The organism is Arthrobacter sp. UYCu512, from assembly GCF_040547075.1.
Taxonomy (GTDB): Bacteria; Actinomycetota; Actinomycetes; order Actinomycetales; family Micrococcaceae; genus Arthrobacter.
In genome coordinates this window covers 166,759-186,024 of the sequence record NZ_JBEPPA010000003.1, presented here as the reverse complement: position 1 = coordinate 186,024, position 19,266 = coordinate 166,759, and the positions used below count along the sequence as shown (strand labels likewise).

The following is a 19,266-nucleotide window of genomic DNA, read 5'->3' as shown; positions in this document are numbered from 1 at the left end:
ATATGGGGGATCTGGCGATAGATTTCTGCGGCGAGTGGCATGAGCCCGCGGACGATGACATCTTCAGCATCGGCCGCGAAGGCGACCTTGAGGTGGATGACAATCCGTACCTGCACCGGCAGTTCCTGCAGATCGCCCGCTACGACGGCATCTGGTGGCTGAACAATGTCGGCAGCAGGCTCTCGGCCACCATCGCTGACGCCTCCGGCGGGATGCAGGCCTGGCTCTCGCCGGGCGCACGGATTCCACTGGTCTTTAGCCTGACCAACGTCATCTTCACCGCAGGCCCCACCACCTACGAGTTTGCCGTCCACCTGCGGACTCCTGCGTTTCGGCAGGAATCCCGCGACGCGGACAGCAGCGGAGACACCACTATCGGCCCGGTGCTTTTTACCGACTCGCAGAAGGCCCTGATCGTGGCCCTCGCCGAACCCATGCTGCGCCGCGACGGGACCGGCTTCAGCGCCATCCCGTCCTCGGCAGAGGCCGCCAGGTCGCTGGGCTGGGCCCTGACCCGGTTCAACAGAAAGCTGGACAATGTGTGCGACAAGCTCGACAAAGCGGGGGTCGCCGGCCTGCGTGGAGGCGGCGGAAAACTTGCGAGCAACCGCCGCGCACGGCTCGTTGAACATGCCATCACCTCACACCTGGTGACGGCGGCGGACCTGCACCTGCTGGGCGGGCCCGGCCTGGGCCAGCCCGCTCATGACCTGAACGGAGTTGAGGAAGCGTGAGAATCCGACTGACGCTGCGCCGCGACCCGGCCGAAGCGAAAGACCTTGCCGTCACCGTTGACGGGCTAGCCACCGTGGCTGACATCGCCACCCAGCTTTGGGCGGCCGACCCCTCCCGGCGGGGCACTGCGCCGCCGCCAAACCTGTCCTTGAGCATCGAGGAAGCCTTCGCCGCCGGCGGCATGAAGGGCAGCGTCCTGGACCGCGGGGACAACCTGCTCGAATCCGGGCTGCGGCCGGGCTCCATTGTCTCGCTCGCCCGGCTCAGCGAGCAGTTCGGGACGCCCGGGGCGAGCCGCGGTCCGGCGGCGGCAACGCTGCGTGTGCTCTCCGGACCCGACGTCGGACGCGAATTCTCGCTGCCCTCGGGCACCAGCTACCTCGGCCGCGGCCGCGACGCCGACGTCCGGCTCACGGACCCCCTGACTTCCAAGCGGCACGCCCGCATCACTGTCGGCGAGACAGTCGAGATCGTGGACACAAATTCGGCCAACGGGCTGTTGATGGACGGGCTGCCGGTCACCCGCGCGACGCTTAACTCCTCGGACACGGTGGCCCTGGGCGACACAACCGTCTCCGTGGTCTCCCTTGGCACCGGGCACAGCTCCGCGCCAAGCTCCCCGTTGATCGACTTCAACCGCTCCCCGCGGGTGGTGCCGCGCTTCGAACTGCAAAAACGGATGCTCCCGGCCGGACCCAAGCGCCAGGAGCACCACGCCTTCCCGTACATCATGCTGCTGGCGCCGCTGATGATGGGCGGAATCCTGTTTGCCGTCACCCAAAATGTGCTCTCGGTGGTGTTTATGCTGATGATGCCGTTGTTCATCGTGGGCCATTACGTAGACCAGAAGCTGCAGGCCAAACGGGAACGGAAGGAACAGCTAAAGCAGTTCCGCGAGTCGATGGCGGCGTTCCGGGCCGAAACTACGCGGCTGCAGAACGTGGAACGCTCCGTCCGGCTGCAGGAAACACCCTCGGTCAGTGACACCGTGGACTCGATCTACAAGCTCGGCCCGCTGCTCTGGACCCACCGGCCCGAGCACACCGGATTCCTGGGACTTCGCTTCGGCCTGGGCACCGCGCCCTCAAGGATCCAGTTCGAAGAGCCCAACAGCAGCGATACCGAAGCCGAGTACATGGCCGAAATCCAGCAGTGCCTGGCACAGTTCCGGGACATCGAAGGTGTGCCGATCGTCTCGCAGTTGCGCTCCGCCGGCTCCTTCGGCCTCGCCGGTCCCCGCGGCCTGGTCGACGATGTTGCCCGCGGGATGGTCTTGCAGCTCGCGGGCCTGCATTCGCCAGCGGAAGTGGTGCTGGCCGCCATCACCTCGGCGCAATCCAAGGAACGCTGGGAGTGGCTGCAGTGGCTCCCGCACGTCGGCTCCGGCCACAGCCCGCTCAGCGGCGACCATCTTGCCGCCGGCCCGGGGGGCGGCTCGGCCCTGCTGTCAAGGCTGGAAGACCTGATCGACCAGCGCGAGGCAGCATCCCAGACGCCCCGCCCCGTCCTGCGGCCCGGCGTCGACCCGCTCAGCACCGACCTTGCCGGGCCGCTGCTGCCCACCGTGCTGGTGGTCGTCGAGGACGACGCCCCGGTGGACCGCGGCAGGCTCACCCGGATGCTCGAACGCGGCCCCGACTCGGGGGTACACGTGATGTGGGTGGCTTCGTCGGTGCAGCAACTGCCGGCCGCGTGCCGGGACTTTATGGCCATCGACGGCGAGCACGGAACCACCACCGGCCAGGTCCGGCTCGGCCGGCACACCTTCCCGGTGAGCTGCGAAAGCCTCGATGCCGGCCTGGCAGCCCAACTGGCGCGGATGCTCACCCCCGTTGTGGACGTCGGCAAGCCGCTCGAGGACGAATCCGACCTGCCCCGGGCAGTTTCCTACGCCACCTTGATCGGCAAGGATTTCCTGGACAACCCGGCCGTCGTGGCCGAACGCTGGACCGAGAACAACTCCGTCCGGGCCTCCGCGGTGCCCAACCGCAAGGACAACGGCACGCTCCGGGCACTGGTCGGCTCCAAAGGCATCGAACCGCTCTACCTCGACCTCAAAAACGAGGGACCGCACGCACTTGTTGGCGGCACCACCGGCGCCGGAAAATCCGAGTTCCTGCAGTCCTGGGTGATGGGAATGGCCGCAGCGTACAGCCCGGACCGGGTAAGTTTCCTTTTCGTTGACTACAAGGGCGGCGCCGCGTTCGCGGACTGCCTGCAGCTGCCGCACACCGTGGGCTTGGTCACCGACCTGTCCCAGCACCTTGTCCGCCGTGCCTTGACCTCCCTGCGGGCCGAACTGCACTACCGCGAACGGCTGTTGAACCGGAAAAAGGCCAAGGACCTGCTGGAGCTCCAGCGCGAAGCGGACCCGGACGCGCCGCCGTACCTGATCATCATTGTGGACGAGTTCGCGGCGTTGGCCACCGAAGTCCCGGAGTTTGTCGACGGCGTGGTGGACGTCGCCGCCCGCGGCCGCTCCCTGGGCCTGCACCTGATCCTGGCCACCCAGCGCCCGGCCGGGGTGATCAAGGAAAGCCTGCGCGCCAACACCAACCTGCGGGTGGCGCTGCGGATGGCCGATGAGGATGACGCGATCGACATCCTCGGCGTGCCGACGGCTGCGTACTTCGACCCCTCCATTCCCGGACGCGGCGCCGCCAAGACCGGTCCCGGCCGGATCCAGGGCTTCCAGACCGGTTACGCCGGCGGCTGGACCACCGAGAAGCCGCAGCGGCCGCAGATCGAGATCGTCGAGATGGCCTTCGGCTCAGGTCCGGCCTGGGCCGCGCCGGTACCCGAGAACCCGGTGCAGGAAGAAGCGGCGGGTCTGAACGACATCGCCAGGATGACGGCGAACATCATCAAAGCCGCCGACGTACTCTCCATCGAGCCTCCCCGCAAACCCTGGCTCGACGAACTCGCCACGACCTATGACTTCTCCCGGCTGCCCAACCCCCGCACTGACGAACGGCTGCTCTTGGGCGTCGCGGACGACCCGGCGCACCAGGACCAGCCCACGGTGTTCTACGAGCCGGACCGGGACGGCAACATGGCCATCTACGGCACCGGCGGATCCGGCAAGTCCGCTGCCCTGCGCGGCATCGCGATCGCCGCCGCTGTCACCCCGCGCGGCGGCCCGGTAAACATCTATGGCATCGATTGCGGCTCCTCGGGGCTGAAGATGCTCGACGGACTGCCGCACGTCGGCGAAATCATCAACGGCGACGACGTCGAGCGGGTCGGCCGGCTGCTGCGCTGGCTCCGGGACCTGGCCGACGACCGGGCGGCCCGCTACTCGGAGGTCCGGGCGTCGACCATCGTGGAGTACCGGACCCTGGCGGAGCAGCCGGCGGAAAAGCGGATCTTTGTGCTGGTGGACGGTATGTCCGCCTTCCGGGAAGCCTACGAATACAGCAAGCTCTCCGCGTTATGGGACATCTTCCTGCAGCTCGCCACCGACGGCCGTCCGCTCGGCATCCACCTTGTCATCAGCGGGGACCGGCCCAACTCGGTGCCGGCGTCGCTGCTGGCCTCGATCCAGCGCCGGCTGGTGCTGCGGCTGTCCTCCGAGGACGACTACCTCTCGATGGATGTGCCCAAGGACGTCCTGGGCCAGGCCTCGCCTCCGGGGCGCGGCCTGCTGGGCAACCTCGAAGTGCAGCTCGCCGTGCTTGGCGGCAACTCCAACCTGGCCGTGCAGGCCCGCGAGGTCAACAAACTCAGCCAGGCCATGCTGCGCCAAGGCGTCGAACCGGCCCCGCAGATTGAACGCCTGCCGGACCACATCGACCTCGACATCCTGCCCGCCGGCAGCCCTGACCTGCCGGTCATCGGCGTCGACGACGAAACGCTCCAGCCCGCCGAGATCCTGGCCAAGGGCCCGCTGCTCCTCGCCGGCCCTCCCGGTGCCGGCCGCACCGTGGCACTGGTGACCCTTGCCTACGCGCTGCGCCGGTCAAACCCCGGCGTCGAGCTCTTCTACATCGGTTCCCGCCGCTCGGCGGCAGCGTCCCTGAAGCTCTGGGACCGTTCCGTGGTGGGCGCCGACGACGTCGAGGAGGCACTTGACGAACTGGTGGACTACTCCACCGGCACCCCGGGCAAGCTCGCAATCTTCATCGAGGGGCTGACCGACTTCACCGACACAGGGGCGGAATCCGGGATCGAACGGCTCGTCACGGCCTCGATCAAGGCCGAACAGTGGGTGGTGGGCGAGTCCGAAACCTCCACCTGGTCCTCGGCCTGGTCCCTCGCGCAACCGTTCAAGTCCGGCCGCCGGGGCCTGCTGCTGAACCCGGGCGACATCGACGGCGACAGCCTGCTCAGCACCTCGCTGGGCCGGATCAGCACCGACTTCGTCCCCGGCCGCGGCTACATCGTGGGCCGCGGCAAGGTCCGCAAACTCCAGCTCGCGCTGCCGCCGGAGAACCGGAACTAGGCCGCTGCCAACGGCGTGCCGGTCCTGCTTAAGGTTATCGATGATTGTCGATACGCTAGGGGGAGTTACCGTCTAGGGAGAACCACATGCCTGCTATCCGAACCTGCGAATCCACCTCCTGCTGCGGCCCGGGTGCCTGCGGCCCGGTGCCGCATCTCCGGGGCCCGGGCGCCGGCATTGCGCGCCACAACCTGGCCAGCGAACCCACGGGGGAGTTGCCGGCGTGAAGTTTCTTGAGAACACGCCCCGTTTTTTGTTCTTTACCGGCAAGGGCGGCGTGGGCAAGACCTCCGTAGCATGCGCAACAGCGCTCACCCTGGCCAGGGCCGGCAAGGCAGTCATGCTGGTCAGCACCGACCCCGCCTCCAATGTTGGCCAGGTCTTCGGCATAAGAATCGGGAACAGTGTCACTCCCATCCCGGCCGTGCCGGGACTCTCCGCCTTGGAAATTGACCCGGAGCAGGCGGCCGAGGCCTACCGCGAGCGGATCATTGCCCCCGTCCGCGGCCTCCTTCCCGAGACCGAACTGGCCGGCATCGCCGAGAGCCTGTCCGGTTCCTGCACCACGGAGATTGCCTCCTTCGATGAGTTCACCAGCCTGCTCGCCGACGACACGGCCTACGGGGACTACGACCACATCATCTTCGATACCGCCCCGACGGGTCACACGATCCGGCTGCTGCAGCTGCCCGGCTCGTGGACCGATTTCCTCGAGGCCGGCAAAGGCGATCCGTCCTGCCTCGGACCCCTCTCAGGGCTGGAAAAGCACAAGCAGGTCTACGCCAAGGCGGTCCAGGCACTCACTGACCCGGCGAGGACCCGGCTTGTCCTGGTCAGCCGGGCGCAGACCTCGTCGCTGACCGAGATCGAGCGGACCTATCGGGAACTGAACCAGATCGGAATCGGGGGAGGTTACGTCGTTGTCAACGGCGTCCTGCCGCCTGCCGCCGGTGCGGAGCAGCTCGCACAGGCCCTGCGCGCCCGGGAAGCCGCGGCCCTCGCTGCCATTCCCGAGGCGGTCGCCGGCCTGCCACGCGATGTCCTGGATCTGAAGCCGGGGAACATGGTCGGCATTGCGGCGCTTGAATCCCTGTTCGCGCCCACTTCCGGCGCCGCGATCACTGGTGATGCCGCGCTGCTCCCCGAGATTGCGGACGCCCCGCTGGCTGCCCTGGTGGACGACGTGGAGCTCGACGGCCACGGCCTCGTGATGTGCATGGGAAAGGGCGGCGTCGGGAAGACCACCGTCGCTGCGGCCATTGCGGTTGCCCTGGCCAGGCGCGGGCATCCGGTCCACCTCACCACGACCGATCCGGCAGCGCACCTGACCGAAACCCTCCATGGCTCCATTCCGGGCCTGACGGTTTCGCGCATCGATCCGGAGGCAGCCATCCAGGAGTACCGCGAACACGTGATGGCGACCAAGGGCAGGAGCCTGGACGATGACGGACGCGCGGCCCTGGCCGAGGACCTGATGTCCCCGTGCACGGACGAAGTTGCGGTGTTCCGGCAGTTCTCCAGGGTGGTCCAGGAGTCCCGCCGGCACTTTGTGGTGATCGACACGGCACCGACCGGCCACACCCTGCTGCTGCTGGACGCCACCGGTTCGTACCACCGGGAGATCGCCCGCCAGGTTGGCGACACCATGGGATTCGTAACACCGCTTATGCGGCTGCAGGACCCGGCCCAGACCAAGGTTGTCCTCGTTACGCTGGCCGAAACCACACCGGTCCTGGAAGCCGAAGAGCTGCAGAAAGACCTGGAAAGGGCGGGAATCCACCCGTGGGCCTGGGTCATCAACAACTCGATCGCCGCAGCACACCCGCAGACGCCGTTCCTGCGGGCCCGCGCCGCGAGCGAAATCGAACAGATCACGAAGGTGCATACCCTGACGGACCGGTTCGCCCTCATTCCGTTGCTGCCCGAAGAACCCATTGGTGAAGAGAAGTTGTCGGCCCTGACCGCCCTCAGCTCCCCACCCGCCGTGTAGCGGGGGCGATGCCCCGCCCGGAGCCGGCGAAGGCTAGGAACTGGTCGGTTCGGAACTGTGGGGGAGGACGACGGCGTCCGCGGTGCGGGCTGCGGAAGGGAACAGGACCAGGATCAGGCCAAGGCCGACTGCCGCGCCGACAAGCTGCGCCAGGACAAATCCCGGAACGGATGCCGGGGCGATTCCGGCGAAGGTGTCACTGAAGACGCGGCCGGCGGTCACTGCCGGGTTCGCGAACGACGTTGAGGACGTGAACCAGTACGCGGCGCCGATGTAGGCGCCCACGGCCGGCGCGGCGAGGACACCGCGTTTGGTGGCTGCGAGGGCGAAGATCAGCAGGATGAGACCGGCGGTAGCTACGACCTCACCCAGCAGATGCCCCGGGGTTGCGCGCTCCTTGGCGGAGATGGAGGTGCCCACCTCAAACATGGCGTTAGCGACCACACTGCCACCGACCGCGCCCAGGACCTGGGCAAAGACGTAGGTGCCAAGCTCCGGCAGGCTCAGCCCGGTACCGCTGCGCCGGCCCAGGATCCAGTCGGCAAGGGAGACCACGGGATTAAAATGTGCGCCGCTCACGGGCCCGAGCATCAGAATCAGCACCGTCAGGCCCAACACCGTCGCTGTGCTGTTCTGCAGCAGCTGCAGGCCAACGTCGTTGGGGGAGAGCTGCTGCGCGGCGATGCCGGAGCCGACCACTATGGCTACGAGCAAACTGGTGCCGAGGAATTCGGCCACGGCACGGCGCCACAGCGGCGGCTGGTTGAAAGTCATGGCAACAGCTTGACCCAAAGAATTAACTCAGTCAAAATTGAACCAATGAATATTGAGACAGTAGGCTTTAGGGCCCGGGTGGCCAAGCATGCGGCCCTGGCCGATCCTGCGCGGCTGCGCATCGTGGATCTGCTGACCCTGGGCGACTTTTCCCCGACGGAGCTGCAGGCAGAATTGGGAATGCCGTCAAATCTGCTCTCCCACCACCTGCGCGCGCTGGAAGAGGCCGGGCTGGCCGCCCGCCGCCGCTCCGAAGCCGACGGGCGGCGCAGCTATATCCGGCTTGCAGCCGGAGCCCTGGCGGGCCTGGTGCCGGGAGCCGGGCACGGGGCACGCCGCGTTGTGTTCGTCTGCACACGAAACAGTGCCAGGTCCCAGCTGGCCGCCGCCCTCTGGCAGCAGGCCAGCGAAATTCCCTCGACGTCGGCGGGGACGCACCCCGCGGACCGCATCGCACAAGGCGCTATCGACGTCGCCAGCCGGCACGGCGTGGACCTGGCAGACTGTCGTCCACGCAGCCTGCAGCAGGTGGCGGGAGAAGGTGACTTGCTGGTGACCGTGTGCGACAACGCCCATGAGGAACTGACCGGCCTGGGTGGTGTGCACTGGTCGGTGCCGGACCCGCTTCGCCTGGGCACCGAGGATGCCTTCGAGAAGGCTTTCGATGACATCGCCCACCGGGTCAATGGCCTCGCGCCGCGCGTGCTCGCAGCCTAACCGGGCCGCGACACCAGGCGGGACGGCCAAGCCGACATAAGCAAGAAATTGACATTCATCAATCTAAAGTCCAATACTTTCTACATCGATTCTTATCAATGTTCCGCCGAGCGCCACACTTGCCGGGCGCAGGACCTCAAACGGACCGCGAAGCACCCGTCCCACAGCTGATTCCAGGAGAAACCCGTGAGCTACGAAACCGCCAAAAAGCCTTCCGTTCTGTTCGTTTGCGTCCACAATGCCGGCCGCTCCCAGATGGCCGCAGCCTTCCTCAGCACGCTCTCCAAGGGCGGGATCGAAGTCCGCTCCGCCGGTTCCGCCCCGGCGGACCAGGTCAACCCGGCCGCCGTCGAGGCGATGGCCGAACTCGGCATCGACATGTCCGCCGAGATCCCCAAGGTCCTCACCACCGAGGCCGTGCAGGAATCCGACGTTGTGATCACCATGGGCTGCGGCGATACCTGCCCGATCTTCCCGGGCAAACGCTACGAGGACTGGGAGCTCGAGGACCCGGCCGGCCAGGGCGTGGCCGCCGTCCGTCCCATCCGCGACGACATCAAGGCCCGCATCGAGGCCCTGATTTCCGAACTCCTTCCCGCCGGAAAGTAGCAGGCAGCCATGACTGAACAGCTGATCATTATCGGGTCCGGCCCTGCCGGCTACACCGCCGCGATCTACGCCGCACGGGCCGGGCTGGCGCCGCTGGTCATCGCCGGAGCAGTCACCGCGGGAGGTGCGCTGATGAACACCACCGAGGTGGAGAACTTCCCCGGCTTCCCCGCCGGCGTCCAGGGCCCGGAGCTGATGGACGGGCTCCAGCAGCAGGCCGAAAAGTTCGGCGCGCGGGTAGTGTTCGACGACGTCACCGAGGTGACGCTCACCGGGCACCTCAAGCGTGTGGTCACCGGGGCCGGGGAGACCCACGAAGCCACCGCCGTCATCCTCGCCACCGGCTCGGCCTACAAGGAACTCGGCCTGCCTGAAGAAAAGAAGTTCAGCGGGCACGGGCTCTCCTGGTGCGCTACCTGCGACGGGTTCTTCTTCCGCGACCAGGACATCGTCGTCGTCGGCGGCGGCGACTCGGCCATGGAGGAAGCGACTTTCCTGACCCGGTTCGGAAAGTCCGTGACAGTTGTGGTCCGCAAGGGCGAGCTGCGCGCCTCGCGGATCATGGCCCAGCGGGCCAAGGACAACCCCAAGATCAGCTTCGCTTGGAATTCCGCCGTCACCGCGATCCACGGCGACGCGAAGGTCACCGGCGTCACCCTGACCGACACCGGCACGGGCGAAACCCGGGAACAGGCTGCCACCGGGATCTTCGTCGCGATCGGCCACGTCCCGCGCACCGAGCTGCTCACCGGCCAGGTAGGGCTGGACGCCGAGGGCTACATCAGGGTCGATGCACCCACCACGGTCACCAACCTCTCCGGCGTCTTCGCCTGCGGGGACGCGGTGGACCACCGCTACCGCCAGGCCATCACCGCCGCGGGCACCGGCTGCGCGGCCGCCCTGGACGCCGAACGCTACCTCGCCGCACTCGAGGACGCGGAAAGCATCGCCACAGCGCTCGTCGAGGAACCCACCCACTCCTGACCACCCCCCGCGGCCCGCGCCGCCGCGCGTCGCGGGCACCCTCCCGGGGCGACTGCTCCGGGGTAATCCTGACCGGACAATGACGGTGATCTAAGGCAGGATAGGTCTGTGAGCACAGGGAACACTGCAGCAGAAGCCGACACACAAAACCCCTCCGGGGCCGTCCGCGAAGAGTACGAGGTCCTCGTCGAGGAGGTCCGCAGGCACCGCTTCGCCTACTACCAGGACGACGCGCCGATCATTTCCGATGCCGAGTTCGACGAGCTCTACCGGCGGCTGGAAACAATCGAGGCCATGCACCCCGAACTCGTGGCCAACGATTCGCCGACCCAGGAGGTTGGCGGCGAAGTGTCGGCCGCCTTTACCGCTGTCGAACACCTGCAGCGAATGTACAGCCTGGAGGACGTCTTCTCGCTCGGGGAGCTGGAGGCGTGGATCGCCAAGGCCGAAGCCAACATCGCCAAACTGGGCAACGGGATGCCGGCCTGGCTCACCGAGCTCAAGATCGATGGCCTGGCCGTCAACCTGCTCTATCGTGACGGGGTGCTGATCCGTGCCGCAACGCGTGGGGACGGGAGCACGGGGGAGGACATCACCCACAACGTCCGGACCATCAAGGAAATCCCGCAGCAGCTCACCGGCACCGGCTTCCCTGCCGAAATGGAGGTGCGCGGAGAAGTCTTTATCCCGTCCAAGGCGTTCGCTGAATTCAACGAGGCGCTGATCGCGGCAGGCAAAGCGCCGCTGGCCAACCCCCGCAACGCCGCGGCCGGTTCGCTGCGCCAAAAGGACCCGGCGGAAACCGCCAAACGCCCGCTGCGGATGTGCGTCCATGGCATTGGCGCGCGCGAGGGACTCGAAACCGCCAGCCAGTCGGACACCTACCGGCAGCTCGCCGAATGGGGGCTGCCCACCAGTCCGTACCTCGAGGTGCTGCCCGGGCTCACGGAAGTGCTGGAATTTATCACCCGCTACGGGGACAAGCGCCACAGCCTCGCCCACGAGATCGACGGCATAGTTATCAAGGTCGACGCCTTCGCCACCCAGCGTGCGCTCGGCTACACCTCCCGGGTGCCGCGCTGGGCCGTTGCCTACAAATACCCGCCCGAGGAAGTCAACACCAAACTCCTGGACATCCAGGTCAACGTGGGCCGCACCGGCCGCGTCACTCCCTATGGCGTGATGGAACCGGTCAAGGTGGCCGGCTCCAAAGTTGAGATGGCCACGCTGCACAACCAGGAAGTCGTTAAGGCCAAAGGCGTCAAAATCGGCGACATCGTGGTGCTGCGCAAGGCCGGGGACGTTATCCCGGAGATCGTCGGCCCCGTCCTGGCCTTGCGCGGGCAGCAGGACCCGCCGGTCCGGGACTTTGTGATGCCCACCGAATGTCCCGCCTGCGGCACCCCGCTGGCGCCGGCCAAGGAAGGGGACGTGGACATCCGGTGCCCCAACTCCCGCTCCTGCCCAGCGCAGCTGCGCGAACGTGTGTTCCACCTTGCCGGCCGCGGCGCATTCGACATCGAAGCCCTCGGCTGGGAAGCCGCGATTGCCCTGACCCAGCCCGCGGAACCGGAAACTGCGCCGCTGACCAGCGAGGCGAACCTGTTCCGGCTCACCCACGCTGACCTCGCGGAGGTGCGGATCCGGCGGGAAAAGCGGGCCAAGGGTGTCGGCACCGGTGAGTTCGAGCTGGTGCCGTACTTCTACAGCAAGGGCACCGCCAAGACCCCGTCCAAGCCCACGGCCACCACCGAGAAGCTGTTCCGCGAACTGGAAAAGGCCAAGGCCCAGCCGCTCTGGCGCGTCCTCGTGGCGCTCTCCATCCGGCACGTCGGTCCGCGGGCCTCCCGCGCGCTCGCGACGGCGTTCGGCAGCATGGACGCGATCCGGCAGGCCTCCGAGGAAGAGCTCGCCAACGTCGACGGCGTCGGGCCGGTCATCGCTGCCGCCCTGACCGAATGGTTCACCGAAGACTGGCACCGAGGGATCGTGGACACCTGGGCGGCCGACGGGGTCCGGATGATTGACGAGCGCGACGAATCCATGCCCCGGACCCTGGCAGGACTGACAATCGTGGTGACCGGCAGCCTGGCGGGCTTCAGCCGGGACGAAGCGAAGGAAGCCATCCTGATCCGTGGCGGCAAGGCATCCGGCTCCGTCTCGAAAAAGACGGATTACGTCGTGGCCGGGGAGAACGCGGGCACCAAACTGGACAAGGCCGAACAGCTCGGCGTGCCGGTCCTGGACGAGGATGGCTTCCGCGCCCTGCTGGCCAACGGGCCGGAGCCGTCGCCGGCCGCGAAACCCGGCCCCGCGCCCGCTGACGGATCCGGCGGCGGCGGCAATGACAGCGGCGGCGAGCACGACGGCGGTGGCAGCAATGACCGCGGTGGCCGCAGCGAAGACTCCGAAGAAAACCACCAGGATGTGATGACCGAATGAGCGCCGAAAACCCAGACCCGTCCACCGGGCTGCCGGCCGCGCTGCTGGAGCTCGCCCGGCGGGCGGCAGCTGCCGGTGCCGCCGTTCTGGCCGGCCGGAACGCTGCCGAACTGGACATCAGCAACAAGGGCGACGCCGGTGACTGGGTGACAGCTTTTGACCTCGCCGCGGAAAGAGCCGTCCGCGAAGTGATCAGCAGGGCCAGGCCGTTCGATACCATCACCGGAGAGGAGGGTGGCACAGTACTGCCGCCCTCGCCCAGCGGCTACCGCTGGTCGATCGACCCGCTCGACGGGACCGCCAACTTCATCCGCAACATCGTCTACTACGGCACATCGGTGGCCGTCGCGGACCCGCACGGAGTCTGGCTGGCCGGCGTGGTCGATGCCCCTGCCCTGGGCCGGCGCTACTACGCGCTCCGCGGGCACGGAGCCTGGCTCGAGGAAGGAGGCCGGCTGACACCACTTGCCGGGCCGCTGCCGGGCCGCAGCGGACAGATCCTGGCCACCGGCTTCAGCTACGACCCTGCCGTCCGGGCCGAGCAGGCATCCGGGCTGGGCAGTATTATGGACGGCTTCGCCGACGTCCGCCGCCTCGGCTCCGCCGCCTTGGACCTTTGCCTCGTCGCGGACGGCACGCACGACGCCTACGGGGAACGGGGACTCAATGAGCACGACTTCGCCGCCGGAGCCCTCATCGCCGAAGAGGCCGGCTGCTGGGTGCGTCGCCCGCGGCTGACCAGCCCGCTCGCCGGAGGCCCCTCCGACGACGAACGACTCGCCGCCTGGACCTGCGCCGGGACGTTGGAGCTGTCCGGAAAATTCCCGCTCTAGCCCCCGGTGCGTGCCCGGCCGTTCTGATTTCCGGCCGTTCTGATAGTTCAGTCACGGAAAACGCCGTTCCGGTGCCAGAGCGGCCCGGGCGCGCTTAGCATGGATAAGTGCATCCCCAGATCCTTATCCGTCCCGCAGTTCCGGCCGACTACAACGCCATCGCGCGCATTACCCGGGACGCCTACCTCGCGGCAGGCTATTTCCAGAGCGCCGACCACCCTTACATGCGGCAAATCCAGGACGTCTCCCGGCGGGCCGCGCACGCGACCATCTGGGTCGCGGAGCGTGCCGGACAGATCGTAGGCTCCGTGACCCTGGCCGTCGCCGGTGAACCCTATGCGGACATCGCCCAAAGCGACGAGCTGGAATTCCGGATGCTTGTGGTGGACCCTGAAGTCCAGCGCAGCGGTGCAGGCAGGGCCATGGTCCAGGCCATCCTCGAACATGCCCGGCTGTTGGCCGGGATCAATGCCGTGGCGCTGACCACGGGCCTGACCTGGGAAAGCGCTCACGGGCTCTACCTCAAGACCGGTTTCCAGCGGGCCCCCGAACGCGATTGGGTTGTGCCGGACACCGACATCAAGCTGCTGGTCTACCGCCAGGAGTTGTAGCCCGGCCGGACGGGCAGGACTCCTCCTTGCGGCGCTCACCCTGGGGTAGGTTAGTGTCAATCGAAACGCTTAGGCACTCTGGAGGACCCATGGCAGCGCGCATCCCCGCCTCAATCGATGCAAAGCTCCTCGGCCTGTATCTCTCGGACCACCTGACCGGCTCCACCGCCGGAGTCTCCCGGATCCGACGCATGGCTGAGGCCTACGCCGACACCCCGGTGGCGGGCGAGCTCTCCCGGATCAGCCAGGAGATCAGCAGCGAACGCGAGGTGCTCCGCGGCATCATCAAGGATCTTGGGTTGCGGCCGCGCCGTCACCGTCAAGCCGCCGCCTGGCTGGGCGAGCACGCCGGCCGGCTCAAACTCAACGGCCGCATCGTCAGCCGTTCCCCGATGACCATGGTGCTGGAGGCTGAACTGATGCGCTCCGCAATCCTGGGAAAGCTTGGCGGCTGGCAGGTCCTGGCGGAGCTGGCGCCGGACCTCGGAGTCGACCCTGTTACGTTGGCCGCGCTGGCCGACGACGCCCGCAACCAGATCGAGGCTCTCACCCGCGTGCACGAGTACGCCCGCAGCAACGCCTTCCACCTGCACGGGGACCTGGGCTAGCCGGCGGCGCCGGCCGCCAGCCCGTAGCGGTGCTCCGGGCGCCCGGTGCTGCCGTACCGCAACTGGATGTCGACGGCGCCGTCGTCGGCGAGCGCTGACAGATACCGCTGTGCGGTGGCCCGGGAAACGCCTACCCGGGTGGCGACCTCGGCCGCGGAGTACTGCTCACCCGGTGCCAACGATTCCAGCACCGCTGCCTCGGTGGCGGACCTGGGCTTGACGGAGGACATCACATCGCCCGGGATGAGCGCCCGCTTGGCCCGTTCCACAGTGTCCTGGGTGACGTTCCCGGGCTGGGCCAGGATCCGCCGGTAGCGCGCGTACGAGCGCAGCTGCTGCGACAACGACTCGGCAGTAAATGGCTTGAGCAGATACGCCAGCGCCCCGCGCCGGAACGCGAGCCGGAGCGAGACCGCGTCCGCGGCGGCGCTGAGGATCATGGTGTCCACGTCCAGCTGGTGGAGCAGGTCCAGGCCGGAAGCGTCCGGCAGGTACACGTCCAGCAGCACCAGATCCGGGCGCAGGCTGTGGATGGCCTGCAGCGCCTGCGACGTGGAGCCCGCCGCGGGCAGGGCCAGGAATCCCGCCACCGAGTCCACGTAGGCCGCGTGCAGCTTGGCGACGTGGAAATCGTCGTCCACAATCAACACCCTGATGTCCTCAGGCATCGTTGTCCCTTTCGTTAGGCTTCGTCTCAGTGGGCACAATGGTCCCCGGCAGGGTCGCCAAAAAAACCGCGCCGGGGCCGCCGGCGGAACCCGGGTCAAGTACGCGCACGTCGCCGCCGCGCCGTCGCGCCAGCTGGCGGGCCAGCGCGAGGCCCAGGCCCTGGCCGGCGCCCGCCCGCGCCGGACGGCCGGCGGTGGTGAATCCGTCCTCGAACACGTCATCAGCACCGCCGGCCGCAGCGGCAGGCAGCCCGTCGCCGGAATCCCCGACGACGATCAACAGCGTGCCGCCGTTGCCTCCGGTGCCGGGCTCGTCAAGCACTTCCACCTCGACCCAGCGGTCCGGTGACGGGCCCGCGACGGCGGCGTTCACCGCGTTGTCGATCAGGTTGCCGAGCACGGTGGTGACGTCCTGCGGCTCGGTGACCTGTCCCCGGACCAGGGTTTCCGGTCCGAGCCGCAGGCTCACGCCCCGCTCGTCCGATTCCACCCCTTTGGCGCCGAGGAAGGCCTGCAGATAGGGGTCCTGGAGCAGTTCGGCCTGGTCCACGGGAAATTTCAGCGGCCCGGTGGCAGCCAGCCGGGCCAGGTAATCACGGGCCTGCTGATGCTCGCCGATGCTTATGAACCCGGCGATGGTGTGCAGCTGGTTGGCGAACTCGTGCCGCTGGGCCCGGAGCGCGGTGGACATGGTTCCCACGGCGTCGAGCTGGCGGGTCAACTGCTGAAGTTCGGTCCGGTCCCGCAGCATCAGCACCCAGCCCAGGTCCTCCCGGCCGTGCAGGGCCTTGCGGGCGCTGGCCACCAGCACCCGCCCGCCGACAACAAGTTCCACGGCGTCCCCTTCAGCGGCGTCGGACCTGGTCAGCGCCAGCAGCCGGGCCGGCACCGGAGCATCGGCCCACGGCGTGCCGGTGAGATCAGGCTGGCCCAGCAGGCGCCGGGCGGCGGAGTTGAACACGCTGATCCGGCCGTCCGCGGCGACGCCGATCACGCCGTCGTCGACCCCTTGCAGCACCGCCACCTGGTCGTGGACCAGGGTGCTGATTTCCTCCGGTTCCAGGCCCAGCGTCAGCCGCTGGAGCCGGCGCCGGAGCAGGAACGAGGCGAGAACGCCGACCAGCAGGGCGCCGGCCGCGGTCAGGGCGATCGGAACGATGTCCCGGCCCAGGCTCTGGCTGACGCTTTCGGTAGAGTAGCCCACACTCACTTCGCCCACCACGGTGTCCGATTCCGGGGCGAACACCGGGACCTTGGCCCCGGCCGAGGGGCCCAGGGTTCCGGTGTTCCGGGTGGTGACTTCCTTGCCGGCGAGCGCCTCGGACGGGTCAGTGCTCACGCGCTCGCCCAGCCGCTCAGCCTCGGGGTGCGCCAGCCGCAGTCCGGTCTCGTCGGTGATGACCACAAAAAGTGCTCCGGTGCGGGTGCGGGCGCCCTCGGCTGCTGCCATCAGCGGCCCGGCCAGCAGTTCGGCCGGCGGGGGAGTGCCTGGCTGCGCGCTGATCTGCTGCACCGCGGCCCGCACCTGCGGATCGGAAGCGACGGTCCGGGCCAGTGTAAGGGCCTGGTTTTCGGCCTCGCGGCCCAGCCGGTCATAGGTGAGCCAGCCGTGCACGGCGCTCGTCAGGAGCACCACCAGGGCCACCACCGCCAGCTGGAGCAGCAGGGTCTGGGTAGCGAACCGCAGCGGCGTGCTGCCGGTTATGCGTGGCACGTTGACCCTCCTTCGGGTGTGAGCACAATGCGCACAATGCGTCCAACAAGCAGTATGCCAATCAAATGCGGCAAAGACCCGGCCGTGACGCGCGCCACCCTAGCGTCTGTAGTGCGCATCACACCGGGGTGGTGCACTTCACTGCAGAAGGAGCCGGCTGTGCTGGTATTACTAGGTTTCGCCATGATCACGGTTTTTATGGTGCTGATCATGACGAAAAAACTGACGCCCGTGCTGGCGCTCATTATTGTTCCCACCGTTTTCGGGCTTTTCGCCGGCGCCGGACTTGGCATCGGCGACATGGTGCTTGATTCCATGAAGTCGATGACCTCCACTGCGGCCCTGCTGATGTTCGCGATCATCTACTTTGGCCTGATGATCGACGTCGGGCTCTTCGACCCGCTGGTCCGGTTCATCCTGCGCCGGCTGGGCAACGACCCCGCCAAGGTGGTCCTCGGCACCGCCGTCCTCGCCGCGGCGGTCTCGCTCGACGGTGACGGATCCACCACCTTCATCCTGACCACCGCTGCGATGCTGCCGGTGTACCTGCGCCTGAAGATGAGTCCCGTGATCCTTACCTGCGTAGCCGGCCTGGCCAACGGCACCATGAACATCCTGCCGTGGGGCGGCCCCACCGCCCGCGCCGCCTCCGCACTGAAGATCAGTGTCTCGGAGGTGTTCGTCCCAATGATCCCCTCGCTGATCGCGGGCCTGGTCGTTGTGTTCGTCTTCGCCTGGCTGCTGGGCCTGCAGGAGCGCACCCGCCTGCGCACCGTCGCCCCCGAGATCTGGGGTTCTGCGGATACCCCCGGCGACAGCTACGCCGGCACCGGCTTCGGCCGCTTCGGCCGCCTCGGCTTCGGCCGAAAGCCGTCCGGTCCCGGCGGAAGCCCCGCCGCGGCAGGGTCGGCCGTGGCGGTCCTGGAACACGCCGGGGACCTCGCCGACGAACGCGATTCGGCCATGGCGGATACCGCGCTGGATCCCAACCGGTCCACGCTTCGGCCGAAGCTGCAGTGGTTCAACCTGGGCTTGACGGTTGCCATTATGGTGCTGCTGGTCGCGGACCTCGTGCCGCTGCCCTTTGTTTTTATGGTCGGCTCCGCCATCGCGCTGCTGGTGAACTTTCCCCGGCTCAAGGAGCAGGGCGCGCAGCTGATCGCGCACGCACCTTCGATTGTCGCCGTCGTCAGCATGGTGATGGCCGCAGCGGTCCTGACCGGAGTGCTGAACGGGACCGGAATGGTCAAGGCCATGTCCCAGTGGCTCGTGGCCATCATTCCCGCCGACCTGGGCCCGTTTATGGCCGTCATCACCGGCGTGCTCAGCATCCCCATGACGTTTTTTATGAGCAACGATGCCTTCTACTTCGGCGTCCTGCCGGTGCTCAGTGAAACGGCTGGCCACTACGGCATCAGCGCCGCGGACATGGCCCGGGCCTCCATTACCGGCCAGCCCTTCCACCTGCAGAGCCCGCTGGTACCTGCGATCCTGCTGCTGGTCTCCCTCGCCAAGGTGGACCTGGGCGACCACCACAAGAAGGTCCTCTGGCGCACGGCAGTTATCTCCCTGGTCATGCTGGCCACCGGAGTACTCACCGGAGCCATCGGCATCGGCTGACAAAACAAAACTGTGAGACTGTCGAGTTCGGAAATTTTCCGGACTCGGCAGTCTCGTTCGGTGAGCGCAGCACATCGGCGACGGGACGGACATCCGGAAGCGTGCGTCTAAGCGAGGAACGAGCGAGCACGCGGAGGATCGTCCGGCCCGCCGCCGACGGCGGAAGGGCTTAGGGCCACGTAGACTGGGACGGAAAATAATCCGAACTTGCAGGGGAGATCCATGGCTGCGATCAACCGCGACGACGTCGCGCATCTCGCGCGTCTCGCGCACATCGAGATGAGTGCTGAAGAGCTGGACACGATGGCAGGCGAACTCGCCGTCATCGTCGATTCAGTGAAGTCCGTAAGTGAAGCCGCCGGTGATGACGTCCCGGCCACGTCCCACCCGATCCCGCTGACGAATGTTTTCCGCGAGGACGTAGTAGGCCACACTTTCACGGCCGAACAGGCACTCTCCGGCGCTCCCGATGCGTACGAAGGCCGCTTCAAGGTCCCCGCAATCCTGGATGAGGGCTAAG

The 19,266-nt window shown here is 67.5% G+C and carries 15 protein-coding genes; 12 read left to right on the top strand and 3 right to left on the bottom strand.

The window, feature by feature from the left end; genetic code table 11:
• The first annotated feature begins 2 nt into the window (after positions 1 to 2).
• From ABIB49_RS04850 to arsA, 3 genes are all read left to right on the top strand, one after another.
• Positions 3 to 734: a hypothetical protein gene (locus ABIB49_RS04850; RefSeq protein WP_226774649.1), complete on the top strand. Its 732-nt coding sequence runs from the start codon at positions 3 to 5 to the stop codon at positions 732 to 734.
• Entirely contained in the window at positions 731 to 5,176 is a 4,446-nt protein-coding gene (locus ABIB49_RS04845) for a type VII secretion EssC family protein (RefSeq protein WP_354156776.1), read from the top strand. Before ABIB49_RS04850 ends, ABIB49_RS04845 begins: the two co-directional genes overlap by 4 nt.
• Before the next feature lie 223 nt (positions 5,177 to 5,399).
• Positions 5,400 to 7,166, top strand: coding sequence for an arsenical pump-driving ATPase (gene arsA, locus ABIB49_RS04840; RefSeq protein WP_354156775.1), 1,767 nt, complete (start codon positions 5,400 to 5,402; stop codon positions 7,164 to 7,166).
• Positions 7,167 to 7,199: 33 nt separating this feature from the next.
• On the opposite strand, the gene ABIB49_RS04835 is transcribed toward arsA, so the two are convergent.
• Positions 7,200 to 7,940, bottom strand: a complete 741-nt coding sequence (locus ABIB49_RS04835; RefSeq protein WP_226774644.1) for an aquaporin — start codon at positions 7,938 to 7,940, stop codon at positions 7,200 to 7,202.
• A 45-nt stretch (positions 7,941 to 7,985) separates the two neighbouring features.
• Here ABIB49_RS04835 and ABIB49_RS04830 point away from each other — a divergent pair, with 45 nt between their 5' ends.
• The 7 genes from ABIB49_RS04830 to ABIB49_RS04800 all read left to right on the top strand — a co-directional run bounded on the left by ABIB49_RS04830 (position 7,986) and on the right by ABIB49_RS04800 (position 14,744).
• Entirely contained in the window at positions 7,986 to 8,657 is a 672-nt protein-coding gene (locus ABIB49_RS04830; RefSeq protein WP_226774643.1) for a metalloregulator ArsR/SmtB family transcription factor, read from the top strand.
• A 186-nt stretch (positions 8,658 to 8,843) separates the two neighbouring features.
• Positions 8,844 to 9,266: an arsenate reductase ArsC gene (locus ABIB49_RS04825; protein WP_282359254.1), complete on the top strand. Its 423-nt coding sequence runs from the start codon at positions 8,844 to 8,846 to the stop codon at positions 9,264 to 9,266.
• 9 nt (positions 9,267 to 9,275) lie between these two features.
• On the top strand, positions 9,276 to 10,250 hold the full coding sequence (trxB, locus tag ABIB49_RS04820) for a thioredoxin-disulfide reductase (RefSeq protein WP_354156774.1): 975 nt from the start codon (positions 9,276 to 9,278) through the stop codon (positions 10,248 to 10,250).
• Positions 10,251 to 10,358: 108 nt separating this feature from the next.
• Entirely contained in the window at positions 10,359 to 12,692 is a 2,334-nt protein-coding gene (gene ligA, locus ABIB49_RS04815) for an NAD-dependent DNA ligase LigA (RefSeq protein ID WP_354156773.1), read from the top strand.
• A complete protein-coding gene (locus ABIB49_RS04810; protein ID WP_283479877.1) occupies positions 12,689 to 13,525 on the top strand; it encodes an inositol monophosphatase family protein in 837 nt (278 codons plus the stop codon). Before ligA ends, ABIB49_RS04810 begins: the two co-directional genes overlap by 4 nt.
• A gap of 107 nt (positions 13,526 to 13,632) precedes the next feature.
• Positions 13,633 to 14,136 carry a GNAT family N-acetyltransferase gene (locus tag ABIB49_RS04805; protein ID WP_354156772.1) on the top strand — a complete coding sequence of 168 codons (504 nt, stop codon included), beginning with the start codon at positions 13,633 to 13,635 and terminating at the stop codon, positions 14,134 to 14,136.
• Between the two features lie 89 nt (positions 14,137 to 14,225).
• The gene (locus tag ABIB49_RS04800; RefSeq protein WP_283479881.1) at positions 14,226 to 14,744 is read left to right on the top strand and encodes a hypothetical protein; all 519 of its coding nucleotides are present in this window, start codon (positions 14,226 to 14,228) and stop codon (positions 14,742 to 14,744) included.
• Here ABIB49_RS04800 and ABIB49_RS04795 read toward each other — a convergent pair.
• Together ABIB49_RS04795 and ABIB49_RS04790 are read right to left on the bottom strand one after the other, a co-directional pair.
• A complete protein-coding gene (locus ABIB49_RS04795) occupies positions 14,741 to 15,412 on the bottom strand; it encodes a response regulator (protein WP_354156771.1) in 672 nt (223 codons plus the stop codon). The two genes, ABIB49_RS04800 and ABIB49_RS04795, sit on opposite strands and share 4 nt — an antisense overlap.
• Entirely contained in the window at positions 15,405 to 17,126 is a 1,722-nt protein-coding gene (locus tag ABIB49_RS04790) for a sensor histidine kinase (RefSeq protein WP_354156770.1), read from the bottom strand. Before ABIB49_RS04790 ends, ABIB49_RS04795 begins: the two co-directional genes overlap by 8 nt.
• A gap of 159 nt (positions 17,127 to 17,285) precedes the next feature.
• Here ABIB49_RS04790 and ABIB49_RS04785 point away from each other — a divergent pair, with 159 nt between their 5' ends.
• Both ABIB49_RS04785 and gatC read left to right on the top strand, forming a co-directional pair.
• Positions 17,286 to 18,746: a CitMHS family transporter gene (locus ABIB49_RS04785; RefSeq protein ID WP_354156769.1), complete on the top strand. Its 1,461-nt coding sequence runs from the start codon at positions 17,286 to 17,288 to the stop codon at positions 18,744 to 18,746.
• Positions 18,747 to 18,968: 222 nt separating this feature from the next.
• A complete protein-coding gene (gene gatC, locus ABIB49_RS04780; RefSeq protein WP_226774633.1) occupies positions 18,969 to 19,265 on the top strand; it encodes an Asp-tRNA(Asn)/Glu-tRNA(Gln) amidotransferase subunit GatC in 297 nt (98 codons plus the stop codon).
• The last annotated feature ends 1 nt before the right edge of the window (position 19,266 follow it).